Annotated in this window: 16 protein-coding genes; 9 read left to right on the forward strand and 7 right to left on the reverse strand. The window is 62.2% G+C overall.

Translation table 11 applies throughout. The features are described 5' to 3' along the window. Window positions 1-6: 6 nt before the first annotated feature. Entirely contained in the window at window positions 7-1,209 is a 1,203-nt protein-coding gene (locus NKJ46_RS30685; protein WP_352670432.1) for an aromatic ring-hydroxylating oxygenase subunit alpha, read from the reverse strand. Window positions 1,210-1,628: 419 nt separating this feature from the next. Here NKJ46_RS30685 and NKJ46_RS30690 point away from each other — a divergent pair, with 419 nt between their 5' ends. Beyond that, window positions 1,629-2,033, forward strand: coding sequence for a hypothetical protein (locus tag NKJ46_RS30690; protein WP_352670435.1), 405 nt, complete (start codon window positions 1,629-1,631; stop codon window positions 2,031-2,033). Between the two features lie 90 nt (window positions 2,034-2,123). Here the strand turns inward: NKJ46_RS30690 and NKJ46_RS30695 are convergent, their stop codons facing one another. Both NKJ46_RS30695 and NKJ46_RS30700 read right to left on the reverse strand, forming a co-directional pair. Continuing rightward, complete coding sequence (locus NKJ46_RS30695) at window positions 2,124-4,211, reverse strand: PAS domain S-box protein (protein WP_352670437.1); 2,088 nt, start codon at window positions 4,209-4,211, stop codon at window positions 2,124-2,126. A 46-nt stretch (window positions 4,212-4,257) separates the two neighbouring features. Further along, window positions 4,258-5,037, reverse strand: coding sequence for a response regulator (locus NKJ46_RS30700; RefSeq protein ID WP_352492215.1), 780 nt, complete (start codon window positions 5,035-5,037; stop codon window positions 4,258-4,260). A gap of 46 nt (window positions 5,038-5,083) precedes the next feature. Between NKJ46_RS30700 and NKJ46_RS30705 the strand changes: the two genes are divergently transcribed. Next, window positions 5,084-5,770: a winged helix-turn-helix domain-containing protein gene (locus NKJ46_RS30705; protein ID WP_352670440.1), complete on the forward strand. Its 687-nt coding sequence runs from the start codon at window positions 5,084-5,086 to the stop codon at window positions 5,768-5,770. Between the two features lie 83 nt (window positions 5,771-5,853). Here NKJ46_RS30705 and NKJ46_RS30710 read toward each other — a convergent pair whose 3' ends face one another. Next, the gene (locus tag NKJ46_RS30710; RefSeq protein WP_023721318.1) at window positions 5,854-6,021 is read right to left on the reverse strand and encodes a hypothetical protein; all 168 of its coding nucleotides are present in this window, start codon (window positions 6,019-6,021) and stop codon (window positions 5,854-5,856) included. Window positions 6,022-6,621: 600 nt separating this feature from the next. Here NKJ46_RS30710 and NKJ46_RS30715 point away from each other — a divergent pair. Further along, window positions 6,622-7,083: a L,D-transpeptidase gene (locus NKJ46_RS30715; RefSeq protein WP_352670443.1), complete on the forward strand. Its 462-nt coding sequence runs from the start codon at window positions 6,622-6,624 to the stop codon at window positions 7,081-7,083. Between the two features lie 60 nt (window positions 7,084-7,143). On the opposite strand, the gene NKJ46_RS30720 is transcribed toward NKJ46_RS30715, so the two are convergent. After that, a complete protein-coding gene (locus NKJ46_RS30720) occupies window positions 7,144-10,227 on the reverse strand; it encodes an efflux RND transporter permease subunit (RefSeq protein WP_352670446.1) in 3,084 nt (1,027 codons plus the stop codon). Then, a complete protein-coding gene (locus tag NKJ46_RS30725) occupies window positions 10,224-11,501 on the reverse strand; it encodes an efflux RND transporter periplasmic adaptor subunit (RefSeq protein WP_502903482.1) in 1,278 nt (425 codons plus the stop codon). Before NKJ46_RS30725 ends, NKJ46_RS30720 begins: the two co-directional genes overlap by 4 nt. Window positions 11,502-11,651: 150 nt before the next feature. Between NKJ46_RS30725 and NKJ46_RS30730 the strand changes: the two genes are divergently transcribed. The 6 genes from NKJ46_RS30730 (at window position 11,652) to NKJ46_RS30755 (ending at window position 18,429) form a co-directional block, all read left to right on the forward strand. Next, entirely contained in the window at window positions 11,652-12,188 is a 537-nt protein-coding gene (locus tag NKJ46_RS30730; protein ID WP_352670449.1) for a TetR/AcrR family transcriptional regulator, read from the forward strand. A gap of 145 nt (window positions 12,189-12,333) precedes the next feature. Further along, complete coding sequence (locus tag NKJ46_RS30735; RefSeq protein WP_352670451.1) at window positions 12,334-13,938, forward strand: inorganic phosphate transporter; 1,605 nt, start codon at window positions 12,334-12,336, stop codon at window positions 13,936-13,938. Between the two features lie 87 nt (window positions 13,939-14,025). Further along, the gene (locus NKJ46_RS30740) at window positions 14,026-15,051 is read left to right on the forward strand and encodes a transporter (protein WP_352670453.1); all 1,026 of its coding nucleotides are present in this window, start codon (window positions 14,026-14,028) and stop codon (window positions 15,049-15,051) included. Between the two features lie 167 nt (window positions 15,052-15,218). Further along, window positions 15,219-15,863, forward strand: coding sequence for a carbonic anhydrase (locus tag NKJ46_RS30745; RefSeq protein ID WP_352670456.1), 645 nt, complete (start codon window positions 15,219-15,221; stop codon window positions 15,861-15,863). Window positions 15,864-15,873: 10 nt separating this feature from the next. After that, on the forward strand, window positions 15,874-16,284 hold the full coding sequence (locus NKJ46_RS30750) for a nuclear transport factor 2 family protein (protein WP_352670458.1): 411 nt from the start codon (window positions 15,874-15,876) through the stop codon (window positions 16,282-16,284). Window positions 16,285-16,374: 90 nt separating this feature from the next. Then, window positions 16,375-18,429: a M3 family metallopeptidase gene (locus NKJ46_RS30755; RefSeq protein ID WP_352670461.1), complete on the forward strand. Its 2,055-nt coding sequence runs from the start codon at window positions 16,375-16,377 to the stop codon at window positions 18,427-18,429. A 379-nt stretch (window positions 18,430-18,808) separates the two neighbouring features. Here the strand turns inward: NKJ46_RS30755 and NKJ46_RS30760 are convergent, their stop codons facing one another. Beyond that, window positions 18,809-20,146, reverse strand: coding sequence for an LGFP repeat-containing protein (locus NKJ46_RS30760; RefSeq protein WP_352670464.1), 1,338 nt, complete (start codon window positions 20,144-20,146; stop codon window positions 18,809-18,811). Window positions 20,147-20,478: the final 332 nt, after the last annotated feature.

The raw sequence follows: 20,478 nt of genomic DNA on the forward strand, positions 1-20,478 counted from the left end.
AGGGCGTCAGGAGCGTGATCTGAGCGCCTCGTTGAGTGCCCACATATCCTTCTCCTCGGGCGCGGTCTCCAATCCGAGCACGGGAATTTGCTTGCGCAAATGGTCGTGGTGGGTGCGCACGCCATATTCGAGATCGGAGAAGTAAAAACCTCCGAAGGCTTCGGACAGCATGGATTCGTTGGACCATATCGAAAGCTGCACATCTTCGGCCAGCGTGTCGCGGTCGATCCGGTAGGATAGGTAGCGGGCAGCCGCCTGCTCCCTGGTCTCGTCGCGATAGCGGTAGATGGCGCCGCGCAGCAGCGTCTCACCCGTCGACAGCGGGAATTCCTGATAGAACTGCACCGATTCCGGCATGATCGACAGCGCGTTGTTCGGGAAGATGCCGTAGTAGATCCAGGCCTTGCGCAGGTGCTTCGGCAGGTGCTTTGCCTCGGGTGCGAGCTTGATATATTGCGCGACGCTCCAGCGCCGTCCGGCATGCGGGTTGTACGTGGCGAACGAGCGCGACACGCCGTTGACGAACGGCTCGTCGAAATAGGTCGCGCCGTAAAGATCCTGCAGCGCCGGATGCGCCATGGCGACGTGGTAGCCTTCATTGTCGACGTCGCGCACGGACTTCCAGTTGACCGGCGTCTTTTGGGTCCAGATGCCCCAGGACGGCACCATCTCGGCGACGCCGTAATGGGCAATCTCGGCTTCGATCGGCTTCAACAGCTCGGCCACCGATGGCTGAGGGCCGCCCTTGCGGAAGCGGATGAAGATGAAGCCCATCCAGATTTCGAGCTCGAGCGGCATCAGGCCGAATTCGGTCTTGTCGAGGTCGGGGAAGGAACGCGGACGGGCAGCGCCGCGCAGCGTGCCGTCGAGATTGTAGACCCAGCCATGAAAGGGGCAGACCAGCGCATTCTTGCAAGTGCCCTGGCTGTCGGCAACGACGCGACTGCCGCGGTGGCGGCACATATTGTTGAAAGCGCGCACAACGCCATCCTTGCCGCGCACGACGAGCGCCCGCTCGCCAACCACATCCATCGTCAGATAGTCCCCGGCGTTGGGCACGTCGCAGACATGGCCGGCGATCTGCCAATGGTTGCGGAAGACGTGCTCTTTCTCGAGCTCGAGCAAGGCGTCGGAATGATAGCTCCAGCCCGGCAGGCCCCGCCGATCCCAATCGTTGGGGATTGCCACGTCACGCAGATGCGGGTTCATAAAAGCTCTTTAGTTATTGAATGCTCGTTCAATAAAAGCATATTTTCCATTGAAATGCAATGGCTTGCGAAAATGGAGCGAATTCTTGACGAGAAATCGAGCGAGATTTGAGAGCCGCGTCCGAACGATCGAAGCCGGGAAAATCCCGGGAATTCCAGACGTTAATCCCCTTACGCTTGTTGAGCGCCCGACGCTCCGTGGGCCTGGAAAGGCGACGTGGATCTGGTGCCGTGGGTAGCGGAAAACGACCACGGAATGCCACCGGTGCTGCCAGCTACGCCTGATCGGTTTGCCCGGGAATGGCCGCGGGCTTGGTTTCATGCCGGTTACACAATCGTTAATCCATCATCGTTGGCCGGTTACAAGGTGCGATTAAGTTCGTTTCAACAGGGAAAAGAAGAAGACCGAAGGAAACGACGATGCCTACGAAAATCCAGATCACCGATACCGACCTTCGCCAGCAGGGTCCCCAGCGTAACGACCGGCGCCCGAAGCTGGCGCTGCGCCAGCGCGCCAGTGATCATCCAATGGCGATGTTCATGCTGTTGGCGGCTGCCGCATTTGCCGGCATGGCGTTGACGCCGACCGTCGGTCCGGCCTTCGCCTCACTAAACCCGCCGGCCAACCTCATCGATGGCGCGATAACCACCACCAAGACGGCGCGCCTGGCGATGCCGGAGATAGATTTTGCCTGCAAGGGGCAGGCCTGGGGCGCCGAGAGCCTGGATTGCCTGCGCGTCATCGCTGCCCAGTCGGGCAAGGCACGACCGGTCCGCATGATCGCCAATGCCGCCCCGCTGGCTGATACGCCGAACGTTTTTTGATTTTTTGCGAGCGCCCTCCAGCACTCCAGTCAGGCTCCCGCCGCAATGTCGGCCGGGAGCCTTTTTTCTTCCGGGGGGAGATCGCGGAGTCTAGCCGCCCAGAGCGGCCTGCTCGGCAATGGCCGAGAGCACGCCGCGCACATCCAGCGTGCTGAACGGTTTTTCGAGGATTGGCGGCCGCTGCTGCGCCGGCAGCGCCTCGATCTCGCCTTTCGCGCCGATCAGATCGCCGGTGACAAGCACGAAGCGCCGCGCCAGACCCGGCATTTCGGCGAGTAGCTCGCGATAGGCGGCTATGCCGCTGGTACCGGGCATGCGCAAATCGGAAAACACGATGTCCGGCGGCACATGGCCGCTCAGCGTCGCGGCGGCCGAGACCCAGGCCGGCACAATCCGCGACTTGATGCCCATCAGTTCCAGAATATCGGACAGCGACGCCGCGACATCCGGCTCATCGTCTATGATCAGCGCGTGACGCAAGCCGCTCGACCGCGACGGAGCTTCGCCGGCGGCGGCCGCGCCGGCAGCGATCGCCGGCAGCTGCACGACAAAACGCACACCTCTCGGCGAAACCTCCTCGAACCAGATATTGCCATTGTGCCGCTCGATGATCGATTTCGAGATCGACAGACCGATGCCGGTACCGACGCCGACCGGCTTGGTGGTGAAATAGGATTCGAATATGCGTGAGCGTATCGCTTCCGGCACGCCTGGTCCGTTGTCCTCGACCGAGAATCCGGGATTGCCGCGGTCGCTGCGAAAGGTCCGGACCTTGATCCGGCGGTCGCCGGCAACGCCGGCCAAGGCGTGCTGGCTGTTGATGAGGAAGTTGGCGGCCACCTGCGTCACGTGGTCGGCATCGGCCATGGCCAGCAGCGGACCGCTGGCGAAATCGGTGTCGATGATGATGCCGCTCGACCGTGCACCATAGGCGGTCACTTCGAGTGCGGCGCGGATCACCTGGTTGAGATCGGTTTCGGCCTGTGCCGCCGGGTGCAGGCGGACCATCGACAGGAAGCTTTTGACGATACGGCCGCAGCGCTCGGCAGCGGCGCGCACCTTTTCGGCGCGCACCTTGGTCTGCGGATCGGCGGCGAATTCGTGCAGCAGCGTCGACTGGGCGACAACCACGGCCAGCGGATTGTTGAGCTCGTGCGAAACGCCGGCAAGCAGCGAGCCCATTGCCGCCATCTTCTCGTTCTGGTGCAGTTTTTCGCGCTGGCGGTTGATTTCCTCCTCAGCCCGCAACTTGTCGCGCAGGTCGCGGATGGAGCCGAAGATCAGCTGGCGATCGGCGACGCGCATCTCGGTTGCGGTCAGCTCGATCGGAAAAACCTCACCGGCGGCATTCTGGGTGACCGTTTCAAGCCGTTGGCCGACCATCGGCGCGCCGCGGCCCGACATGTATTCGGCACCCGACGCATAGCCCTTGCGGTAATATTCCGGCACGACCGTATCGAGCAGGTCCTTGCCGAGGATATCGCTGCGCCGATAGCCGAACATCTTCTCGGCGGCCGGATTGAATTCGATGATCGAGCCGGTCTCGTCGATGACGATGATGGCGTCGAGCGAGGCCTGCAGCATGGTGCGGCGAATGACGTCGCTGGCATGCGCGTCGGAGGGCGACCGTTCGATGGCATCGCCGATGGCGAGTGCCACCATGTGCAGCGCCGCCTCTTCCTGGTCGGTCCATTCGCGTTCGTGGATGCAGTCGTTGACCGCCAGCGTGCCCCACAAATTACCATGCGAAAAGACCGACACCGACAGGAACGACTTGATGTTCTGCTTTTCGAAATCCGTCCGCAGAAAGCCTTCGAGATCGCGTGTGTGCCCGGCGAAGATCTTGCCTTGACGCTCGTCCTCCGCCAGCCGTTCCAGCAATGGGTCCGAATCGACGACCGACTGCACGATGACTGTCGGTGACGCCAGTTCGCGGCCAAACCGGGGGGCAATCCAATAAGCGGCGACCGACTGGGCGAAGCCCTGGCCTGGCAGTTCGCGCAGGCGAAACAGGATGCCGCGGTGACAATCCATGGCTTCGCACAGCGTTTGGAGAATACCCTCCATCTCGCGCTGCCAGTCGCCGGCTTCGCGTAGCCGGCGAACCACATGCACGGCCGCCATCGCCGCGCCCTGCCTGGCGCCCTGCACGTCCGCGCGTGTTGTTTCAGCTGTCATGGTCAGCCGTCATTTCCTGGCCGTGGCTTGCTCAAGCCGCCGGGCCTTAGTTGTTTTCCCCGGCTGGCAGCGAGAAGATATAGCCTTCGCCGCGCACCGTGCGCAGGAATTTCGGATTGGCTGGATCTGCCTCGATCTTCTTTCTCAGCCGCATGATGCGGATGTCGACGGCGCGGGACGATTCCGGGTCCTCGACGAAACCGATCGCCTCGGAGATCGCCGCCCGCGTCAACAGCCGGTTGGCGCGCGTCAGGAACACCTCCAGCACGTCGAACTCGCTCTTGGCCATGTCGATGACCGCGCCGTTGGCGCCGGTGACGAGCCTGCCGTCGAGATCGGCGTGAAAGGGTCCGAAGCTCACGGACCGGCGGCCGCCGGATGTTTCAGCCTTGGCCTTTTGTGGCTCGGTCGGCTCAGGAACGCGACGCAGCACGCTGCGCACCCTGGCCAGCACTTCGCGCAATTCGTAAGGCTTGACGATGTAATCGTCGGCGCCGAGCTCCAGTCCGACGATGCGGTCGAGCGCGGTACCGGCGGCCGTCGCATAGATGATTCCGATCGGCATTTTCGACCGCATCCAGCGGCCGAGCGACAGGCCGTCCTCGCCCGGCATGGCGATGTCGAGAATGGCCAGATGGAAAGACTGGGTTTCCAGGAGGTCGCGCGCCGCCGCCGCACTTTCGGCCGTAGCGACATCATAGCCGCTGGCGCCGAGATACTCGGCGACCGCGTCCCTCAGGTCGGGCTCGTCCTCGACAATGACAATTCGTGCCCGCACGATGCTTTCGCTCCCGCTTTCAGCGGAAAGTAGATTGGGTATAAACATGATGTCCAGCACTCTTCTTGGGTTGCCGCATGCGGGGTAGAAAAACATGGCTGCACGATCCGTTATCGCGCTTGTTTCCGTCGCTGAAGTAATCGCGACCGATCTCGCCGATCATCTCGAGCGGCGCGGGCATGACGTCCGCGCGGCGCGACAGCCGTGGGAAGCCGAATCGCTGCTTTCGGAAAAGGGTATCGATGTCGTGGTTGTCGGCGACAGCGTCAGCCAGGCGGAGGGGCGCGACCTGCTCAGGCGACATGGCGGCGAAGGTGGACCGGATTTCATCCTGATCTGCCGCCCGGCCGATCTGGTCGACAAGGTTCTGGCACTCGAACTCGGCGCCGCCGACGTCGTCGAAAGCCCGCTCAATGTCAGGGAGCTTGCCGCTCGCATCGGCGGCCTTCTGGCTCGGCGCGGCAGGAGCGCCGGGGAACTGATCGTGCTGGAGAACGCGACCGTCGATCTCCGATCGGCAATTGTCATGCACCGCTCGGGCACGGAAGAACAGCTGTCCCCCGGGCAGGTGGCGCTGCTCAGGCTGTTCCTGGCCAGCCCGCGCAAGGTGCTGACGCGGGACGACATCATCGCCGCCGCGCCCGCCGAAAATGCCGAAGCCTTCGATCGGTCGATCGATTCGCGCATCGTGCGGCTGCGCCGCAAGCTCGATACCGAAACCATCACCACCATACGGGGTGCGGGTTACCGGTTCGATCCGCCGACGCAATTCGCCGATTGAATGCAGGACGGCCACCCTTTTGTCTTGAGCATCGGGTTTTCGCAAAACCGGTTTTCCACTCTTGGAGTCCCGATGCTCTTTCCTCAGCGCACCACGAGAAGCGACGGGCCGGACGGCATATCACTGTTCGTGCTGACTTCGCCGGCATGGGCACGTTCCTTCAGCAGCACGGTGGCGAGGCCGGCAATGCCGAGCAGGCCCTGCACGTAGAGCAGGGCGGAAAGCACGGAAGCAGCGAATTTCGTTTTCATCCTGTTCGTTCCTCAAGATTGGAATTTGCGGGCACTTCAGGGGAACCCCCGAAGCGCCCGCGCCGCCAGCGGAGCCCCCCGTTGCGGCGCGGGCCTTCGGTCCTCTCGGCTGCAAGTTGCCGGAGGCGCCGCGCATCCTCAACGGCCCTAAGCCGCCCCCGCCAGAGGGGCTTGAGCCGGCCGACGCGCAGGCTGGAAACTGTCCAGACCAATCCAGACCGTAGCGAAAACAGTGTTGGCTTCCGATCGTTCGTTGCCGGCTGTTTTCGTTAGGTCAACTTTCTCTGTTCGCTGTATCCGGATCATGCCGCCGAAGCCGCGCTTTGTTGCAGCTTGGTTTCGGAGTCAGGTGAATTCCTCTCAAACGAAAAGAAATCGCGTATTCGTGCCGCGGTTTGGCCGATCCGCCTAGGCAAACACGCCGCCGTCATGACGACGTCGTGCAACTGCAAGCCGCTTTGCACGGACCTTTTCTGTTAACCACGGGAAACAGAATCGAAACACAAACGAGCATCTAGCGAAATCGGCTTGAAACATGACGTCCCGATAAGCCGGTCATCGAATTGAGCCGGCCCCGACCGGCAGAATAAGGGGGACATCATGTGCACTGCCATTTCCGCCAAGCTCATCAACATCGCCGCCGCCGTCATCACCGGTACTGCCTTGCTTGTCAGTGCCGGCAACGGCGCAGCCCACGCCGCCAACAAGATCGTCGCGCGTGTGTCGCTGTCACAGCAGACCATGGAAATCCTGGTCGACGGCCGGCCGACATTCGCCTGGAAGGTCTCGACCGGCGACAGGACGCACGTCACGCCGACCGGTTCGTTCAAGCCGACCCGCATGCATGAAATGTGGTATTCGAAGAAATACGACAACGCCCCGATGCCGCATTCGGTGTTCTTCAGCGGCGGCTACGCCGTACATGCGACAAGCGCCATCAAGCGCCTCGGCCAGCCGGCCTCGCATGGCTGCGTGCGTCTGCATCCAGACAACGCCGCCGATTTCTACCAGCTCGTCGAGGTCTTCGGCCCGGCCAACACCAGCATCGTCATCGTCAAATGAGCGATGCCTCTCGTCGCTCTCAAAAAAGGCCGGAGATCCGGCCTTCTTTATTAGCGGAATCTAATCTGGCATTACCGGCATCAGCTTCGGATCCGGCTTTTCGGCATGATGCGGCAGGTCCTTGCTGGCGATAAAGGTGTAGAACATCGGCACCACGAACAGCGTGAACATGGTTCCGACCAGGATGCCGGTGAAGATCACCAGGCCCATCGAATAGCGTGCCGCGGCACCAGCGCCGCTGGAGATGATCAGCGGCACCACGCCGAGCGCCATCGCCGCCGTCGTCATCAGGATCGGCCGCAGCCGCACCCTGGCGGACGCGATGATCGCATCGCGCCGCCGCATGCCGTGCATTTCACGCTGCTGGTTGGCGAACTCGACCAAAAGGATGCCGTGCTTGGTGATCAGGCCGATCAGCGTGATCAAGCCGACCTGGGTGTAGATGTTGAGCGTGCCGAGCCCGATATTAAGCGGCACGATCGCGCCGAAGATCGAGAGCGGCACCGCCATCATGATGATCAGTGGGTCGCGGAAGCTCTCGAATTGCGCCGCCAGCACCAAGTAGATGACGAGCACAGCCGCCGCGAAGGCGATGATGATCGTGTAGCCCTGTTGCTTCTCCTGCCGCGACTGGCCGGTATAGTCGATGAAGAACGTGTCGGGCAGGCTTTCCCTGGCAATGTCCTCGATGGTCTTCAGCCCGTCACCGGTGGTGACGGTGGGCAATGGCAGAGCGGAAATCGTGGCCGAGTTCAACTGGTTGAACTGCTCGATGGCGGCCGGCGACGCGTTGGTCGAGATCTTCACCACCGCCGAGAGCGGCACCATCTCGCCCGACACGCTGCGCACGAAATACTCGCCCAGCTTTTCGGGATTGTCGCGGAATTGCTGCGGTACCTGCGGGATGATGTCGTAGCTGTTGGATTCGCGGTCAAATTGCGCCACCTCGGCGCCACCGACCAACAGGGTCAGCGTCCGGCCGATGTCGGCGATCGGCAGGTTGAGCGCCGCTGCGCGGTCGCGGTCGATCGTCACCGTCACTTCCGGCGCGTCGTAGGACATCGAATTCTGCACGGCGAGGAAGCGACCGGAGGCCTGCGCCTTGTTCTTGATGTTCTCGGCCGCCTCGTAAACCTGGGAGGCCTCGCCGGTCGAGCGCACCACCATTGTGATTGGCAGGCCGCCGCCGGAGCCGGGCAGCGTCGGCGGCGCGAAGACGAAAGCCTCGACGCCTGCCACCTTGGCAAGGCGGGCAGTGATGTCTTCCTGAAGTTCCTTCGAGCTGCGCGCGCGCTCGGCCCAGTCCTTGAACGCAAAGCCGACGAAAGCGCTGTTCGTCGGGCCTTGGAACGCGACGGCGGAGAACCGCGCCCTGGTTTCGGGGATATCATTCACCAGCCCGAGAATCTGATTCACATAGGTCTCGGTGTAGTCCGACGTCGCATAGCGCGGCGCGTTCACAATAGACAGCAAGAAGCCCTGGTCTTCTTCCGGCGCCAGTTCGCTCGAGGTCTTGGTGAACATGAAACCGGTCGTGGCGACCAGCGCGAGGACGATCATCAGCGTCACCGGGCGATAGTTCAACGAACCGGTGACCAGCCGCTCATAGACGTGTTCGACGCGCCCGAACGTATTGTCGACGATGCGCTGGAAACGGCTGTGCGAGCCGGACCTCAGGATACGTGCCGACATCATCGGCGTGATGGTGAGGGCGACGACACCCGAAAGCACCACCGAGCCGGCAAGCGTCACCGCGAATTCGCGAAACAGTGCGCCTGTCAGACCGCCGGTGAAGGCCAGCGGCGCGAACACCGCGGCCAGCGTTATCGTCATGGCGACGACGGCGGACGAGATCTCCCGCATGCCATTGAAGGCCGCCTGCATCGGCGACAAACCGTCTTCCTCCATGTGGCGGTGGATGTTTTCCACCACCACGATGGCATCGTCAACAACCAGTCCGATCGCCAGCACCATGGCCAGCAAGGATAAGAGGTTGATCGAATAACCCAAAGAAAACAGCAGGAAACAGACGCCGATCAGCGACAGCGGAATGGTCACGATCGGCATCAGCACCGAGCGGAACGAGCCGAGGAAGAGCAGGATGACGACGATGACGATGGCGACCGCCTCGCCGATGGTCTTGAACACCTCCTCGATCGACGCGCTGATCTGCTCGGTCGAATCATAGACGATCTCGATCGTCATGCCGAGCGGCAGCGTCTCCTGGATGGTCGGCACGATCTTGTGGATCGCCGCCGCGGTGGTCAGCGGATTGGCGGCCGGCGTCGGAAAGATGGCGAGAAAGATGCCGGGCTTGCCGTTGAAGGTGACCCTGGTGTCGGTGCTCACCGCGGCGAGCTCGACGCGGGCCACGTCGCGCAGTCTCACCACATTGCCGTCTTTCGAGCGGAGCGGAAGGGCAGCGAAAGCCTCCGGCGTCTGCAGGGTCGAGCGAACCGTGATCGAGGAAGCCACATATTTGTTTTCGGTATCGCCGGGCGCGGAGAGGAAATTCGATTCGTTGATGGCCGTCAGCACTTCCGCCGCCGTCACGCCGCGCGCCGCCAGTTTGATCGGGTCGATCCAGACACGCATCGAATATTCGGCGGCGCCGAAAATCTGCACGTCGGCAACACCTTCGACCGTCGAGATACGCGGCCGCACGACACGCTCGATATATTCGGTGAGCTGTTCCGGCGTCATGTTCGGGTTCTGCATCGAGATGTACATCATCGCGAACTGCTGGCCGGTGCCCTTGACGATCACCGGGTCTTTGGTTTCGTCCGGCAGATCGCCGCGAACGCTCTGAACCTTCGACAAGACTTCGTTCAGCGCGACGTCGGGGTCGGAGCCGAGCTTCATCTGCACCGTCACGGTGCTGGAGGACGGCCGGCTCGACGACGTGACATAATCGATGTTTTCGGTCGAAGCGACGGCACGCGCGATCGGCGCGGAAATGAACCCCTGGATCAGGTCGGCGCTGGCGCCGGGATAGGCCGTGGTGATCGTGATGGCCGTTTCTTCAACCTCTGGATACTGGCGGATCGAAAGGTTGAAGATGCCCTGAAAACCCAGAAGCAGGATCATGCAGGCAAGCACGGTCGAAAGGACCGGGCGGCGGATGAAGAGGTCGGAAAAGCTCATTGCTGGGCTGCCTGCTGGTTCCCTGGCTTGCTCGGATCGATCGTGTTGTCGACGGCAACGGACATGCCGTTGGAGAGCCGGTTCTGGCCGGCGGTAACGACTTCGTCGCCGGGCTCGATACCCTCCAGGATCTCGACCAGGCCGGCGTTGTGGCGGCCTGGCTTGACGAACACCTGGGCGAGCACGAGCTGTGGCTTCTGTTCTTCCGCTGCCGGTTTGGCTTCCGCTGCCGGTTTGGCTGGGGTAGCGGCCGGCTTTTCTTCGGGTTTTGCCGCGGGTGCTTCGGCTGCGGGCTTGGCAGCATCTGCAGCCGACTTTTCCTCCGGCTTCGCCTCGGGAGCCGCCCCGTTGGCTTCGCCGGATTTGGCCGGGCGCACCACGAAGACGAAGTCACCGTACAGGCTGGAAGTCAGCGCCGTCTGCGGCAGCGCCAGCACGTTGTTCTCCTCGGGCAGTTCGACGCGCACCTGGACGAACTGACCGGGTGTCAGCTTGCCTTCCGGATTGCCGACCTCCGCCCTCACCGTCACCAGCCGGCTGGTCGGGTCGATCTTCGGATCGATACCGCGGATGCTGCCGGCGAACGGCATGTCGTCGCCGCCGACGCCGAGCCGTACCGTCTGTCCGATCTTCAGCTGCGGAAGCTGCTGCTCCGGCACGGTGAAATCGACACGCATCGTATCCATGTCCTGCAAGGTCACGACGGCGGTGCCGGGTGTGAGATACTGCCCAAGGTCGATTTTCGGAATACCGACGGTGCCCTTGAAGGGCGCCGTCAACTGCTTTTGGTCGAGCACCGCTTGCAGCTTGTTTACCTGCGCAGCGGAGACCGATGCCGCTGCCTGTGCCGTGTCGAGCGTAGCGTCGGTACCGACCCCACGCTTCTGCAGCTCGAGAGCGCGCATCAGCGTCGTCTGGTCGGATGTGGCTTGCGCCTTCGACGCCACGAGATCGGCTCGCTCGACTTCATCGTCGAGCTGCAGCAGCACGGCGTTGGCGGCGACTTTCTGATTGGCATGGAACAGGATGTCCTTGACGATGCCGGCGGTTTCGACCGTGAGGTCGACACCGCGCACGGCACTGACAGTGCCGATCGCCTCGATGCCGGGCGTCCAGGACATCGGTTTGACGATGACCGTCGACACGGTCGTGGCCGGCGGCTTCATGGTGGCGAAGAACTGTTTGATCGCATTGTCGCGAAACAGGTTGAAGCCGACGATGCCGCCGCACACCAGCACGAGCAGAATGAAGGCGATGATGAAGCGCTTGATCACGAACAGTTCCCTCGGCCATGGCCCAGCATAACGGTCGGACGACCGGAACACATACCTGTGACTGGTCCCAATTTCAAATGACGGCGATCTTACTGTACCGTCTGGACGGTCTTGTCAATTCCGCCTAAGCTAATGAATGGGGAACGCTTGATGAAGGCCCGCAGAGCAAATTCGCGCGAGAAAATTCTCGCCGCCGCCGCCGCCGTGGCGCGCGAGACGGGTCCTGGCAGCCTGTCGCTGGATGCGGTCGCCAGCCGTGCCGGCGTGTCGAAGGGTGGTCTTCTCTACAATTTCCCGACCAAGGCGAAATTGATGCAGGCGCTGGTGGAGGATTACCTCAGTGCGTTCCAGCAGGCGCTTGAGGCCGCCCGCACCAACGGCGTCAGCGGAGAGAGCCCGCTTGCGGCCTATATCAGGCTTTCGGCCGAGCATGCGGAGGAGTCGAAACCGTCGGCGTCCTGGATTTTTTCGGCGATTGCCGAGGATCCCGATTTCCTGACGCCGATAAAATCGTTCAGGCGGCAGCTGTTCCAGCAGCTGAAGGGGGAGACTCCTAACCTCAGGGCGCTGCTGGTCTGCTATCTCGCCATCGAAGGGCTTCGCAGCATGAACCTGTTCGGCTCGGACATTCTCTCCGCCGAAGAGCGCCGGCTGCTGATATCGACGCTGCTGGAGATAGCGGAATAGTCCAGGAATGCGCCGGCCGGGTTCAGTTGCCTCGGTCGCTTCGATCGCCCGTTTGCGTCAACCCAAAGTGCCTGCCGTCACACAGGCTTCATTGTACCGACATAGCGTCCTCCCATTCTTTGCTGCAACGCAGGAGGAGTGGGATATGGTCGATATTGTTTCAAGCGAGGCAGGAATTCCAAGGCCGGAGCATCCGCTTGACCGGCCAAACGGCACCGGCAAATGGTTTCTGCCGGCCTTTGCCACCATCATTCTGGGCAGCCTTGCCTATGTCGGCTACGCGCTCAGCCAGGACCTGACCAGCACCGTCGCGGTGCCGTGGATCCTGCTTGGGCTGGCGCTGCTGATCGCGCTCGGCTTCGAATTCGTCAACGGTTTCCACGACACCGCCAATGCGGTGGCAACCGTGATCTACACGCATTCCATGCCGGCCGAGCTTGCGGTGATGTGGTCCGGCTTCTTCAACTTCCTCGGCGTGCTTACCGCCAGCGGGGCGGTCGCCTTCGGCATCATTTCGCTGCTGCCGGTCGAGTTGATCCTTCAGGTCGGGTCGAGCGCGGGGCTAGCCATGGTCTTCGCGCTGCTGGTCGCAGCGATCATGTGGAACCTCGGAACCTGGTATCTCGGCCTGCCTGCCTCGAGCTCGCACACGCTGATCGGTTCGATCATCGGCGTCGGTCTCGCCAACCAGTTCATGGCCCCGGCCGGCTCCGTCACCAGCGGCGTCGACTGGTCACAGGCATCCAATGTCGGCCTGTCGCTTCTGATCTCGCCGCTGGTCGGATTCGGCCTGGCCGCGCTGCTGCTTCTGCTGATGAAGCTGCTGGTCAGGAACCGCGAGCTCTACGAGGCGCCCAAGTCGAGCGCGCCGCCGCCACTGTGGATCCGCGCGCTGCTTATCTTTACCTGCACCGGCGTCAGCTTTGCCCACGGCTCCAATGACGGGCAAAAGGGCATGGGCCTCATCATGCTCATCCTGATCGGCGTGGTGCCGACCGCCTTCGCGCTCAACCGCACACCGGACGTGAACTATCTCGAAGCTTACAAGTCCGCGGCGACGCAGGTCGAAACGGTACTCGGCAAATACGTCAAGCCCAGCGTCGCCGTGACCGACGCGGCGACCGTGGTCGGTGACGCCGTTCGCACCAAGACATGGAAGGACGAGACCACGCCTGCCCTGCAGAGCTTCATCCACGACACCAGCGCCATGTTGTCGCCCTATCCGTCCGTGGAAAAGCTGCCGACAACGCTGGTCAGCAACGCCCGCAACAACATCTATCTTATTGGTGAAGCGCTGAAGCTGATAGACAAGAAGAAGCTGCTGCCGATGGAGGCAGACGACCTGAAGGCGGTGACGACCTATCATAAGGCGGTCGACAACGCGACGAAGTTCATCCCGCTCTGGGTCAAGGTCGCCATCGCGCTTGCGCTCGGCCTCGGCACCATGGTCGGCTGGAAGCGCATAGTCGTCACTGTCGGCGAGAAGATCGGCAAAAGCCATCTGACCTATGGTCAGGGTGCGTCCGCCGAGCTTGTCGCGATGGCGACGATCGCATCGGCCGACTATCTCGGCCTGCCGGTCTCGACCACCCATGTGCTGTCCTCGGGCGTTGCCGGCACCATGGCGGCGAATGGTTCGGGCCTGCAATGGTCGACGGTGCGCAACATGCTGATGGCCTGGATACTGACCCTTCCGGCCTCCATCTGTCTTGCCTTCGTGTTGTTCGTCATCTTCCGCCAGGTGTTCTGAGCGGGGGCAGGGTTTTGACCAGAATGTCGCGGCGCCGGCCCCGGCGCCGCCCGGATCACCTGAACGTGCATTGTTTCGGCGGCGGCCATGAATGACGCATCGCATCTGACATTGCTTGCCGCGGACGATCAGCACCATACTCCTGGGCTGGTCTGGGCCTATCATGCCGCTCCCGGCAAAGCTCCCGAACCGCTGGCGCCCCGAGACATAGAGGCCGCGCTAGCCTCAGCGGACGGCTGGGTCTGGCTGCATGTCGACCTTGTCGACCGGCGCGCCCATTCCTGGGTCAGCCACGCCTGCGCGCTGCCGGCGTCGGCTCATGCAATCCTCGAAGGACATGAGGACAGCCTGGTGCTGGCGCATGAGAATGGCGTCGTCCACGGCATTTCGGCCGACCTGCATGGCGAGATCGCTCATCAGTCGACGACCATCGGCAGATTGCATTTTGCGGTCTCGGAGCGGCTGCTGGTCACCGGCCGCCGGCATCCGCTGGCGGCGGTGGAGGAAGTGCACACTGCCCTTGCCGCGGGGCTGCGGCCGGCCACGGCATTCGAACTGTTCGAAACGCTGGTCATGGCTTTTTGCAAGACCACCAGCCTGCGGCTCGCCGCGGCGACGAAGCGGCTGGATGCGGTCGAGGATCATCTCGTGACCGAGCGGCTTGCCGACGAAAGACGGCAGCTGAAGGATGTGCGCCGCCTTGCCGTATCCCTGCATCGGCCGATCTCGGCCCTGGCGGCCCTTTTCCAGGATGAAGACCGTTCCGTCTGGAACCTTTCCGCCGGCGCACATGAAGTTTTGCGCCGGCTTGCTGCGCGCCTTGAACGGCTCGACCGCGAGGTCGTCATGATCAACGACCGGGCAAGGCTGCTGCAGGAGGAGCTTGCGGCTGAGCTTGCCGACGAATCGAACCGCAGCCTCAAGGCGCTGGCGGTGATGAGCGCGCTGCTTTTGCCGGGAACGCTGATCGTCGGCATTTTCGGCATGAACACGGGCGGACTGCCATTTGCCGAGAGTCCTAGCGGCTTCTTCCTGGCGATGCTGCTGGCGGTTGGCGCGACCGGCCTGTTCTACTGGCTTCTGCTGCGCGCCGGCGCCAATCTGCGGTTCTGAGGCCGATTAATGGCGCCGTTCGTTCACCCGTATGCAAAGTACGGGCTGGCACGTCGAAACCACGCCATCCCGCCCTCCGAAAATCGGTTCCGATTTTCGGGCCGATGCGCTAGAGCCTTTCGGGATTGAACCGTGCCTTTAACCCGGAAAGGCTCCCATCGCTGCCCATGCCTCACCTTCCCGAGCATCTTCTCACCGGCTACCGCAACTTCATGAGCGGTCGGTATCTCACCGAAAGCGGGCGTTATCGCGCGCTGGCGCGGGAGGGCCAGGCACCGGAAACGATGATCGTCGCCTGCTGCGATTCCCGCGCCGCGCCTGAAGCGATCTTCGATGCCGGGCCAGGCGAGTTGTTCGTGCTGCGCAATGTCGGCAATCTGGTGCCGCCCTATGCGCCCGACGATCAGTTCCACTCGACATCGGCGGCGCTCGAATTTGCCGTGCAGAGCCTCAAGGTCAAGAACATCGTGGTGATGGGTCACGGCCGCTGCGGCGGCATCCGCGCGGCACTCGACACCACGGCCGCGCCGTTGTCGCCGGGTGATTTCATCGGCAAATGGATGAGCCTGATCGCGCCGGCGGCCGAGACCGTATCGTCGAGCACCTTCATGACCGCGACCGAGCGCCAGACGGCACTGGAGCGCATCTCGATCCGCTATTCCATTGCCAATCTGCGCACCTTCCCTTGTGTTTCGATCCTCGAAGGCAAGGGGCGGCTGTCACTTCACGGCGCCTGGTTCGATATTTCGACCGGGGAGCTTTGGGTGATGAACAAGGACACCGGCGATTTCGAGCGGCCCGACACGGAGTAGGAGGCTGGGCATGGTGCGACTTCGGGACGCGTTCGCGGCTGCGGCACTGCTCTGCTCGGCGGATTTCGCCCGTGCCGACGACAGCGCGATCATCGACCGCTGGTATTCGGCACTGCTCGTCGCCGACCGCAGCGAATTGTCGGACCTGCTCGCCGACAACGTCCGCATCAAGCTCGACGACCTCGGCGTCGTGCAAAGCAAGCAGGAATTCATCGCCTCGATCGCCGAGTGGCAAGGCGCCGTCGCCGGGGCCGAAATCCGACACCGGATCGAGAAATCGGAGGGCGGCGTCACCACTGTGATCGCCTGCTATGATTTTCCCAGCAACGACATGCTGATGCAGGAGACCTTTGCGGTCGCCAACGACCAAATCACCGCCAGTTCGCAAGCCGCGATCGCCGAAAATTGCGATGGCTACTGAGGAAATCATGAACGGGGCGCGCTGTTGCGTGGAGCCGGCCGGCGCCTTACATCGGTGACGATCCGCTTCCCCCACCCACTCAGCGAAAGTTTGCCCATGCCGTCCACCGTCGACCTCGCCGCCCATCCGCTGACCGCGTGGCAAGGGCCGCTCGGCCTGCCTGATTTCACGCGCATCGGCGACGGCGATTTTTCTCCGGTCTTCGACGCGGCCCTGAAGGCGCATGAGGCCGAGATCGAGGCGATTGCCGGCAACGGCGAGACGCCGACCATCGACAATACGCTTGCCGCACTCGAACTCGCCGGCGAGGCTCTCGACCATGTTTCGTCGATCTTCTGGTGCCGCGCCGGCGCCCACACCAATGAGGCGATCCAGGCGCTGGAGCGCGACATCTCACCAAAAATGTCGCGGCATTTCTCGGCGATTTCGATGAATGAGGGCCTGTTTGCCCGCATCGACGACCTCTATCAGCGCCGCGAGGCTTTGAAGCTCGATGCCGAAACGCTGCGGGTCTTGGAAAAGACCTGGAAAAACTTCGTCCGCTCCGGCGCCAGGCTCGACGCCGAAGGCAAGAAGCGGCTGGCATCGATCAACGAGGAATTGTCGTCGCTCGGCACCAATTTCGGCCAGAACGTGCTTGCCGACGAGCGCGACTGGGCGCTATTCCTCGATGAGGCCGATCTTGCCGGCCTGCCGGAATTCCTGAAAGGCTCGATGGCGGAAGCCGCCGAGATGCGCGGCCAGAAGGGCCGCTACGCCGTCACCTTGTCGCGGTCGATCTACGAGCCGTTCTCGACCTTCTCAGAACGCCGCGACCTGCGCGAGACAGCGTTCCGCGCCTTCATCATGCGTGGTCAGAATGGCGGCGCCACCGACAACACGGAAGTGGTGCGCGACATGCTGCGCCTGCGCGCCGAGAAGGCGAAGCTGCTCGGCTATCCTTCCTACGCCGCATTGAAGCTCGACGATACCATGGCCAAGACGCCGGAGGCGGTGCACGCGCTGCTCGATCCGGTCTGGGAAAAGGCGGTGGAAAAGGCGGCAAGCGACCGGGCCGAATTGCAGCGGCTGGCGGCGAAGGCCGGCAGCAACGAGAAATTCGCCGCCTGGGACTGGCGCTTCTATCAGGAGAAGCTGCGCGCCGAGAAATTCGCCTTCGACGAGGCCGAGCTGAAGCCATATCTGCAGCTCGACCGCATCATTGACGCTTGTTTCGACGTGGCGACACGATTGTTCGGCATTTCCTTCGAGGAAAAGAAGGGCATTGCCACCTGGCATCCGGACGCACGTGTTTTCGTCGTGAAGAATGCCGACGGCAGCGAGCGCGGCCTGTTCCTCGCCGATTATTTCGCGCGACCCTCGAAGCGCTCCGGCGCCTGGATGAGCGCGCTGAAATCCGGCTACAAGCTTGGCGATGGCTCCAGGCCGGTCATCTACAACATCATGAATTTCGCCAAGCCGCCGGCCGGCGAGGCAGCCTTGCTGTCGGTCGACGAGGCCAAGACCTTGTTCCACGAATTCGGTCACGCGCTGCACGGCATGCTGACCGACGTTACCTGGCCATCGGTCGCTGGCACCTCGGTCAGCCGCGATTTCGTCGAGCTGCCTTCACAACTCTACGAACACTGGCTGACGGTGCCGGCAGTGCTGGAAAAGCATGCGCTGCATGTCAAGACCGGCAAGCCGATGCCAAAGGCGCTGGTCGACAAGATGCTGGCGGCGCGCACCTTCGGCGCCGGCTTCGCCACAGTCGAGTTCACCGCCTCGGCCTTGGTCGACATGGCCTACCATGCGCGGCCGGATGCGCCGGACCAGCCGCTTCGTTTCGAAGCCGAAACGCTCGAAAAGCTCGACATGCCTGACACCATCGCGATGCGTCACCGCACCCCGCATTTCGGCCATATCTTTGCCGACGATGGCTATTCGGCCGGCTATTACTCCTACATGTGGTCGGAAGTTCTCGACGCCGACGCTTTCGCCGCCTTCGAGGAAACAGACGATCCCTTCAACCCGGCGCTGGCCGAGCGGCTGCGGAAGAACATCTACGCCGCCGGCGGCTCGAAGGACCCGGAAGAACTCTACACCGCCTTCCGCGGCAAGATGCCTTCCCCGGAAGCAATGATGGCCAAGCGCGGGCTGGTGTGATGCATGCCCGCTCTTGTAATCGTTCTCTTTCCATCCTGATTGATGTCGGCTGTCATCGCGTCGGGTTGCGCACCGCCTGATCCGGTTTCCGCCGGTCCGGCTCGGCCTCGCTGGCTGCGGCCGCATCGTTGAGGTGACTGCACTTAATGCGGTCTCCATCGTTCCGGCCAAAGGAGCCGCGTTCATTGCGGCGCTACGGGCTGTGCGGGGGTACAACGACAGCTTGCCCGCTATGCTGATCGGCGCTGCCGCATCTGGACCGCGCCTTGCGACGACCGCTACGGAAATAAATCTCTCAGTCGAGCTGTCAGCCCCGCCAACGGAAGGCGGGGCTGGTAAGTTGATTGTCCCGGCAAGCTTTTTTGCCGGGGCGATTGGCCTAGGCAGGCACAAAGCCAAAGTAGGCTTTGTAGGAAGCCCCATCGCCGGAAATCAGGGGCGTTTCCACTTTGAACCCAATCCCGCTGAAGGTGGTATTGTTCGTGCGTGCCGCGAGCAACACCATCTGCTTTGCGGAGATGGTCACTGTCGCGCTCCCGATCCTGTCATCGCCCCAATCGAAGAGATCGCTGATGGCGCCGCCGATCGATGGCATCAAGGATCCCAGGGCCGGGCCGGCTATGGCGGCAATGATAGGTCCCGCTACCGGAATGAGGCCCAAAGCCAGCGTACCGGCCGTATGGACGCCCATGACGATCTTCTGCACCTCGTCCTTGTACTTGTTGGGATCGCCAAAATCATTTTCCATCAGCACCGTACCGATATTGATGCCGTAGGGCTTGCCTCGATAAATTTCCATAAGGTCGGGTCTTGTATCTCCGGCATCAACGTCGCCATAGACCTGGCTGCGCTTGGTGTCGGCGACCTGCGGCGTTGTCACGCTGACGATGACATAGGGTTCATCCGCACTCGACCCCTGATCCCAGTCGGTCTCGCCGAAGCAATGGAGGCCGGTATAGTGGACGACGACATCTCGAAGGTCGACCGCGCCGGTGTCGGGCCACCAGTATATGCCACCGTTTTCAAACAGATTGGCACGGCCACCATCGGCAAATTCGGTCTCGTCGGTCGTGGGATAGCCCAGATATGACTGTTCCCAGCCCAGGCTCTCCCACTTCTTGCGGATGTCACCGTACACCACGTTGGCTCCTGTGTTCGGTGTCCAGTAGATCGAGCCGGCATTGGCAAAATGGTTGTAGCGCCCGACGCCGTCGGGAGTTCCAGTTTCGTCGGTCACCGGATAGCCGAGAACCGAGCGCTCCCAGCCCATTGCTGCCCATTTGCCGCGAATGGCCCCCCAAATCGCTTGAGCACCGGTGTTCGGTGTCCAGTAGATCGAAGCGGTATTGTTGTTGAAGTGATTGTATCGGCCGACGCCGTCGGGAGTTCCGGTTTCGTCGGTGCAGGGAATGCCCCACGCGAGACCGCCAAGCGCAATCCACTTCTTGTAGATTTCGCCATGGATCTCAAAGGCGTCGTGCATGGCATCGTTGTAGCAAATGCATGAGCCGTTCTTGAGATACCAGGCTTTTCCAGTGTCCTTCCTGTCGATCTCGGCGAAGCCGGCGCCTCCAAGGGAGTTGTACTTTTGCTGTATGACAGCTTCGGGCGAGAGGAGCGACCAAGGCCCGATCCTGAGCTGGTCGGCAAATCTTGTGGCTCCAGCGCGGACGGCGCCGGCACGCACTCTCGAAGTTGCTCTGGCAGTATACGGCATGACCTTTTCCTTCCTGTGAGTGTTGGTATCGGGGGCTTCAGGCCTCCGGCGATCGGTTTTGATCGACGGGCTGAGGTTCCCAGACCGCGACTTACGGACGGCTTACAGAGTTCCGAGCTGCGCCAAAGCAATTCCCGGAAAAGTGTGAAACGGTTTTCCCGGGAAAATCGCGTAGCGCTTTCCCTAGGGAATTGCGCAAAAATAAAGAGATAGAGCGGTTCGGCGTTTCCGTGAAACGATGAACCGGTCTAGATGTTTAGTCCCGGCATTTGCTGGAGCGGATTGAGAGTGAAGCGCTCGGGCTGGGAAGCCCATGCCTTGCAGATGAACTC

Origin of the sequence: Mesorhizobium sp. M0166, assembly GCF_040322255.1 — a bacterium.
Lineage (GTDB): Bacteria > Pseudomonadota > Alphaproteobacteria > Rhizobiales > Rhizobiaceae > Mesorhizobium.

Coding starts and splice junctions, on each gene's coding strand:
- NKJ46_RS30685 (WP_352670432.1), bottom strand. CDS start 1,209: ATGAACCCGCATCTGCGTGACGTGGCAATCCCCAACGATTGGGATCGG.
- NKJ46_RS30690 (WP_352670435.1), top strand. CDS start 1,629: ATGCCTACGAAAATCCAGATCACCGATACCGACCTTCGCCAGCAGGGT.
- NKJ46_RS30695 (WP_352670437.1), bottom strand. CDS start 4,211: ATGACAGCTGAAACAACACGCGCGGACGTGCAGGGCGCCAGGCAGGGC.
- NKJ46_RS30700 (WP_352492215.1), bottom strand. CDS start 5,037: ATGTTTATACCCAATCTACTTTCCGCTGAAAGCGGGAGCGAAAGCATC.
- NKJ46_RS30705 (WP_352670440.1), top strand. CDS start 5,084: ATGGCTGCACGATCCGTTATCGCGCTTGTTTCCGTCGCTGAAGTAATC.
- NKJ46_RS30710 (WP_023721318.1), bottom strand. CDS start 6,021: ATGAAAACGAAATTCGCTGCTTCCGTGCTTTCCGCCCTGCTCTACGTG.
- NKJ46_RS30715 (WP_352670443.1), top strand. CDS start 6,622: ATGTGCACTGCCATTTCCGCCAAGCTCATCAACATCGCCGCCGCCGTC.
- NKJ46_RS30720 (WP_352670446.1), bottom strand. CDS start 10,227: ATGAGCTTTTCCGACCTCTTCATCCGCCGCCCGGTCCTTTCGACCGTG.
- NKJ46_RS30730 (WP_352670449.1), top strand. CDS start 11,652: ATGAAGGCCCGCAGAGCAAATTCGCGCGAGAAAATTCTCGCCGCCGCC.
- NKJ46_RS30735 (WP_352670451.1), top strand. CDS start 12,334: ATGGTCGATATTGTTTCAAGCGAGGCAGGAATTCCAAGGCCGGAGCAT.
- NKJ46_RS30740 (WP_352670453.1), top strand. CDS start 14,026: ATGAATGACGCATCGCATCTGACATTGCTTGCCGCGGACGATCAGCAC.
- NKJ46_RS30745 (WP_352670456.1), top strand. CDS start 15,219: ATGCCTCACCTTCCCGAGCATCTTCTCACCGGCTACCGCAACTTCATG.
- NKJ46_RS30750 (WP_352670458.1), top strand. CDS start 15,874: ATGGTGCGACTTCGGGACGCGTTCGCGGCTGCGGCACTGCTCTGCTCG.
- NKJ46_RS30760 (WP_352670464.1), bottom strand. CDS start 20,146: ATGCCGTATACTGCCAGAGCAACTTCGAGAGTGCGTGCCGGCGCCGTC.